The 6,174-nt window shown below is 59.2% G+C and carries 7 protein-coding genes; all 7 read right to left on the reverse strand.

Translation table 11 applies throughout. The features are described 5' to 3' along the window. Nucleotides 1-28 precede the first annotated feature (28 nt). Entirely contained in the window at nt 29-763 is a 735-nt protein-coding gene (locus K6T56_12495; protein ID MCL6557162.1) for an RHS domain-containing protein, read from the reverse strand. A 110-nt stretch (nt 764-873) separates the two neighbouring features. Continuing rightward, the gene (locus K6T56_12500; protein ID MCL6557163.1) at nt 874-2,661 is read right to left on the reverse strand and encodes a hypothetical protein; all 1,788 of its coding nucleotides are present in this window, start codon (nt 2,659-2,661) and stop codon (nt 874-876) included. Further along, nucleotides 2,658-2,861, reverse strand: coding sequence for a hypothetical protein (locus tag K6T56_12505; GenBank protein ID MCL6557164.1), 204 nt, complete (start codon nt 2,859-2,861; stop codon nt 2,658-2,660). Before K6T56_12505 ends, K6T56_12500 begins: the two co-directional genes overlap by 4 nt. Nucleotides 2,862-3,092: 231 nt before the next feature. Next, nucleotides 3,093-3,716, reverse strand: coding sequence for a hypothetical protein (locus K6T56_12510; GenBank protein ID MCL6557165.1), 624 nt, complete (start codon nt 3,714-3,716; stop codon nt 3,093-3,095). Further along, entirely contained in the window at nt 3,713-4,294 is a 582-nt protein-coding gene (locus tag K6T56_12515) for a hypothetical protein (GenBank protein MCL6557166.1), read from the reverse strand. Before K6T56_12515 ends, K6T56_12510 begins: the two co-directional genes overlap by 4 nt. Then, nucleotides 4,291-5,304 (reverse strand): hypothetical protein, encoded by a 1,014-nt coding sequence (locus K6T56_12520; protein MCL6557167.1) that lies wholly within the window; start codon nt 5,302-5,304, stop codon nt 4,291-4,293. The genes K6T56_12515 and K6T56_12520 overlap by 4 nt, the downstream gene beginning before the upstream one ends. Before the next feature lie 2 nt (nt 5,305-5,306). Continuing rightward, a partial coding sequence (locus K6T56_12525; protein MCL6557168.1) for a pilus assembly protein occupies nt 5,307-6,174 on the reverse strand: 868 nt, incomplete at its 5' end.

Consider the following 6,174-nt stretch of genomic DNA (forward strand, 5'->3'; position numbering starts at 1 on the left):
CTGAACTGGAAAACACCTCATCAGGTATTTATGCAATCATACAGCCGCGTTGCACTTCGAGATTGAATCCACCCATGTAATCATCAAACCGTTCGAGCATGTAATTGACGCGATCGCGTGCAGTGAAGGCAATCCCAACATCCCCACTCGCGAAATATAACAAGCCAGTTCCAATGCCACTGTCCGGGTCAGGACGGCCAATGCCGTTCATGTACCACCTCTTCCCGTCATCATAAGCCAGGTAAAACTTGTACACGTTCGAGAAATCGTCCCTGTCAGGTGGCGGGTTGGAGTTGTTGGTCCCATCGAACGCAAACAGGATCAACCCCCACGGGTCGATATAACTCAGCGGGTTGTTGTTGACGTAGGCATACGCATTGGGGCTGCCCAGACGCTCGGCCAGCCGTCCCAGCGGGTCGGGGCTGAGGTAGCGGCCGGCTTGCGGGTCGTAGTAGCGGAAGTCGTTGTAGTACAGCCCACTCTCGGCATCTTCCCACTGGCCGGGCAGGCGCAGCGCGAGGGTGTACGCGGTTTGGTTGCCGGGTGAGGCGCTGGTTCGGATCAGCCCGCCATAAGGCACATAGTCCACCTGCCAGAGAATGCGCCCGGCCTCGTCGGTGGCTGCAACCGGCGCACCCAGATGATTGACATGGACGAAGGCGAGACGGTCGGTGTTTGCGGTCACGCTGTTCCACAGCGCCTCAAGGGTTTGCGCCAGTTCGGCAAAGAACCCCTCGGGCGATGACGAGTTGCTTGCCCTCAAGGAATATCAGGGCATCCGCATCGTCAGCCCTGCCGAAGCGCTCAGTCTCATAAGCCTAGCCTGAAGGAAAGAAACAAGAAACCAAGGGGGTCGCCATTTCCGCTTGCCCGCTATCTGGACATCTCCCCATACGTCGCCCGCCATTTCTTCACCCACGGCAGGGCTTCGTAATATTCGGGGCGATCGATCATGTCGTTGAGATCGGCCTGGGGAAACTTGGCTTTGTAGGCCACCATCCAGTCAATGCGCGACTGCGGGAAGGTCTTGCCCTTCTGCCGCAGCAGGCGATTGATTTCGTCATCGATCTTCTTGAGATCCGCCGGAGTGAGCTTGAACACATCGGCAGTGGGCGCGCCCCTGGGCTGGCCGGTCTCGGGGTCGAGGGCGGCCGTGGGTTTCTGCTTGGCCTTGGCGGCCTCGGCGGCTTCTTCCTTCGCCTTGGCCGCCTGGAACATCTCGCGCTGCGCCTGGGCATAGGCGGCCGCCATGCGGTCTAAGGCCCCCGCCGACCCCGCCATGGCCTGATCCACCACCGGCTCGCGGAAGACGCCGCGCGCCATATCGGCCAGGCGCTGCCGCACTTCCGCCGTGCGCTCGCCCTGGGGCGCCGCTTTCAGATACGCCTCGTAGGCCGCCCGCGCGCGCCGGCTCATCCATTCCTCGCAGCCGGGCTTGTCGCCTTCGCGGCGATCCTGCATCTCGTTCCAGCAGCCCGATTCATACGCCATGCCCAGATTGAAATACAGCGTGGGCGGCACCGGCAGGTTGCGCGCCCGCGTCCAGGCAATGGCCGTCTCGAAGTAACGGGCGGCATCTTTGAAGTGGCCGCTGGCGTATTCCAGGTTGCCGAGCCAGGCCCAGAGATCGGGGTTGCGCGGATCGGCGGCGGTGGCGTATTCCAGCGCGAGCGAGGCGCGGAGGTAGTTGTGCGCCTTGAACTCCTTCAACCCGTCCTGCAGGTAACGTTCGGCAAGATAGGCGCGCACCGCCCAGTACTCGGCGGTTGCCTTGCCGAATAAGTCCTCGCGGTGCTCGGCGGTGAATTTTCCATCATCCGATCTTCCGGCTGTGCCGGCGGTTAAGTCGACGAATTTGTGCAGGGCCGGATCCCAGCGGTAAATATACAGGCGTGGTCCAAAGGCGTCCGCACCGCCGAATTCATATTTACCAAATTCACTATCCAAGTCAGCAAAGAAGGTGAAATCGGCATTTCTTTGACTTGTGAAGTCATAACTCGGCATCACGATATACGGCATGCCGCCAGCCTTGGGGTAGATCTTGAAGACGATGAACTGGTCGTTGCGCGTGCCGGGCAGGGGCATGGGGCCGCCGTGGCGCCAGTCGAGGGCCGTCTCGTCGCCAAAATATTCGAGAGCCCCCTTACTAATCTCGGTGATTTCACGGAAGTCCTTCTCATATTTGTATCCAGGCCCAGTACGCATGGCGATGACGAGCCCCTGCCCGGTTGACTGGTCGCCGGCAAAGTAGGTTTCCACAAAATCGCACAGCCCATCGTCATTCAGATCCAGGGCCTGGTACCACGATGCCCTGCTCAGCCACTTGGAGTCGTCGGGCGCATTGAGGGCAGCGCCCCCTACTTCAGGGTTTGCTCCGGGGAGATAGGTGAGCCCGGCGCGGCGTGAGAACACGACAATAGGAAAATACGCATCAGGGTCGTATCTGGCCGGCGCGTTGGCGTCGACAATTTTTTTTAGTTCCCCCGCACACTCATTGGGCCGAAACTCGAACTTGTCGAGCTGGGATTCGACGGGGTAGGAAACCCCTTGCACGGGAGCCGTCTGCGCGGCGGTACTCGCCGCTTCCGTGACCGGGCGCTCGCAGCCCGACATTAGCAGGATGGCAGCGAAGACGGCGGAAACGAAAGGTGTGCGGCTCATGCCTGGGCCTCCTTGGGTTCGGGTTCGCTCGTGGATGGGTTGCGCGGATCGGTTCCGCATTTGAAGTTCCATTTGACCTTCTTCCAGTGTTCGACAAATTTGTTGGCGTAGTCGCCAAAAATGGCACTGAAGCCGCCACTGTTGTGCAAGGATGCGAAATAGCGCGCAAGCTTCTCCTCGTCCGCATCCGAATGCAACACGCTGATAGACAGGTTGACATCCCTGTGCCGGGCGGCTGCCCTGATCTCGTTCCGGATGAAGCTCTCCTAGGCCGCCGGGGTGGCAGCCCTCTGCTTCGCCGAGGTAGATGACTTGGCCTTGCTTGTCGAGCTGGCCAGTGGCCTTGGCGGCGGGCCGTGGCGGGCCAGCAGCTTGACGCGGGCGATGCGGAAAGCTCGGACAGGCTGCTCGCATGCCCATGCCGCAAAACCCTACAGGCCCGTGTAAGTCTGCAACCTCGCCTGCCCGAGCTGGGAGAAACGCCGGTCCATCTCCTCTTCAGAAAACAGGCCAAGCAGTTGCCAATATGTGCCGTCGGCGTTGCGGTAGACAGACAGCGGCGTGGTGGGAAACAGGGCGCCGTTCCAGTAGCGGGTGTTAGCACGCACGCGGGACTGTTCCTGGATCGAGGGCGTGGTAGCTTCGGGGAGGTTGCCCTGCCGGTGCTCGTCATCGAAGTGGCGGTAGTTTGTGGCGAGGGCCTGATAGGGATCGGCAGCACGGAGGAGCGAGATAGCGCGCCCGAGGCTTTGAGCGTTCATGTAGGCGACGGGAATCCACAGGGTGGCCCACTGCCGACGCGAGGGAGTGTCGAACCAGCGCCAGAAGCGGGCGCAGGCTGGGCAATTCAAATCGATGAAGAAGACAGCCTGAATCTGCTCGCCAGGTTTGGCAAGCCGTGCACCGGCCAGCCGGTTGACGGCCTGCCACACGGCACGGTCGCGCTGGCCGTGCATCTTGGCGCTGCGGCCGTTGAGGATTTCGGCGCGCCCGGTTGCCTGAAAAAGCAAGGCTAGTATGGAGGCGGTGAGGAAGGCGCGGCGGCCGGTGTTCACTGGAGTAGCCATTCTTTGTTCTTGCCCGTGTCGGCATGGTTGGGGTCAAGTATCTCTGGACAGTGCTGCGTAATACCCGCTTTTAGTTTTACGAGCACAGCTTTCTGGTCGTCGGAGATGATTTCCCCGGTTTCCTTGTCCCTGACCTCTCCCGCGCTGAATGTGGTGATCCAATCGCCTGTGACGGGATCGATTAGGACGTTGAAGAAATGAGACCCTGCACTGACACCTGTATTTACCCCTTGATGCAAAACCAATATTAATGCCTCCTTTCCACAGGCTTTCGTGTAGAAAGCTTTTACGAAGCTCGGGTCTTCTCTATTTGGGTCGCTTGCGACCCAGTTCTCAACAGATTCTCCTGCACGGTTTATCAAACGCACAAAAATCTCAATTCCGTCCTCTCCACCTTTTGTGACTTCAACCTTCGGGATCTCCCTCGGGGTCAGAAACGGTGTCTGGATCTTAGTGGTGGCTGGCGTATCGGTTTGCACGGCCTTCGTGGCGTTTTCATCACGAGAACAGGCAGATAGCGCAAGAGTAAAAACAAATAAGGCCATGAGAAATCTCTTGGTCTTCATGGTCTGATGTCCTTCAACGGGTCGCACTCATTGAAAAATCGAAGCTTCATAATGGTTTGCAGGTTATTGCAGCGCGCAGCATAGGTTTTTGTGTGTTTGTTAATCTTGCTCGTGATCTTGTCTGCTTCGGTACAAGTGATTCCTGTTTCCGCAATCTTTCCGAGTCCATTGTTTTTCCAGAACACCAGCGCAGAACGTACGGCATATTTCTCCTCGGCAACCAAGTCCGGGTTAAGCACAAAGTCTTGGGTGTCGTCCGGCCAAATCTTGCTGTGCTGGGTGGTAAAGGCTTGGTAGTTGCTCTTGCCGCTTAACTGAATCATGCCGCGCCCCCTGTAGCGCCAGCCGTCCCCCGATGCCACATCTCCGTTGCCATTGCGATTGGCGTAGGCTCGGTTGGCAATTGCTTCTTCGTCCGCTGGTTGCAGTACTCTGCGCTTGACCTTAACAGGTTTGCCTTTCACGATTTTCGTCTCCTCTAACCACACATATTTTCGACCGTAAAGTTCGGCTTCATCGGGATGAGCTTTAAAGTAGCTAAATTCCTTCAACTGATCCAGCGTGTAATTCAAATTTTCAGTCAATCGCACATCCGACCCCACCTCCTGTTTCACCTGCGCCAGGAAGTGCGCTAGTTTGCGTTTGGTGTCAATCAGCCCTTTGACGAGCACATTTCTCAAGGCGGCATTCAGCTCGTCGGCGATCGCAGTCAACCTGCTTATTGATGCTGCCGGAAAAATTTCCCTCAGCACTTCGACCGGAACTTCGGTAAGGGTGTCGCTGCACGGTGGAAACTTGCAGTTGTTCTCCTCCTCGAATCTTTCCCTTTCCTGATGCGATTTGAAGCAACTTATAGGCTCGCACTTCTTCGGCGCGGTGTTGGGTGCGCAACTGGATATGTTGGGGTCGCAGGCTGGCCTCAGTTGCAGAATCGACTGGCCGGCCGCGGCGGCGGCCAGCAGCGTCAGAAGCGTGACTAGTATGGTGCGCAATGCGCTGATTGCGATCATGGCTATGGGCCTGGAACGAGTGCCAGATTAGGGCATTGCGGTTTGCACTTCGGATCACTCGGATCGCAGATCGGATCCACGTCGCCGGGATTGGGCCCGGGCTCCACGGTGCACCCCGGATCGGTGACCGAACACTTCGGTAGCTCGCCGCCCTTGGGCGGGGGGCCGGGGTTTTCGGGCTTGCCGTCGTTGCCGGGGCGGGGGAGGCTGGCATTACCGTTTTCGATCGCGGGGGACTGCATGCGCATCACGGTGTGGGAGACGAGGGGTATGCGTCCCGCAGCGACCAAGCCCTTGCGGAAAGTGTCCGGGTCACTGGCGTCGAGCACCGACAGCACCCCAGTGATGAACCGCCCCACCAGGGGCATTTGCTTCTCCCGCGGGATGCCCCACGTCACCCGCAGCTTGAGCAGGTTGGCATCCTGTAGGGTCTGCCCGCTCCGGTTCGTCTTGGGATCAGGGTTGCAACCCGGCACATCGACGGGGCACTGGATGAAGGCCAGGTTGCTGTTGGGAATGACGCGGGCGCTGGTCTTGAGCTTGGCGGCAAGCTGGGGGGAATGGTAGTCGTCGAAGCTCTCCTTGGTGGGGGAGAGAATCTCGATGCGCACAAAGGCCGCATCGGCCACCGCCTTGGCGTAGGCGGTGGCGAGTTCAGCCGTGCTCCTGCCACCCCCGTAGTAGCCGGTCATGGCGCGCAGAAACGCGGCGCGGATTACCGCCGGGTCGGCATGGGCCACCGTGCCCGCCCGCGCCGCCTCGAAGGTGGCGTAGTTGAGCTGGCTTTTGGCGTGAAAGAGAAGCCCATACTGCAAAAGCCCCAGCAGCACAAAGAGGAGCAGGGGTCCAACGACGACGAATTCCACCAGG

This window comes from Burkholderiales bacterium, from assembly GCA_023511995.1.
GTDB lineage: Bacteria > Pseudomonadota > Gammaproteobacteria > Burkholderiales > Thiobacteraceae > Thiobacter.

What these genes read in the sequence shown, in the direction of transcription:
- K6T56_12500 (MCL6557163.1), bottom strand. Translation starts at nt 2,661, where the DNA reads ATGAGCCGCACACCTTTCGTTTCCGCCGTCTTCGCTGCCATCCTGCTA.
- K6T56_12515 (MCL6557166.1), bottom strand. Translation starts at nt 4,294, where the DNA reads ATGAAGACCAAGAGATTTCTCATGGCCTTATTTGTTTTTACTCTTGCG.
- K6T56_12520 (MCL6557167.1), bottom strand. Translation starts at nt 5,304, where the DNA reads ATGATCGCAATCAGCGCATTGCGCACCATACTAGTCACGCTTCTGACG.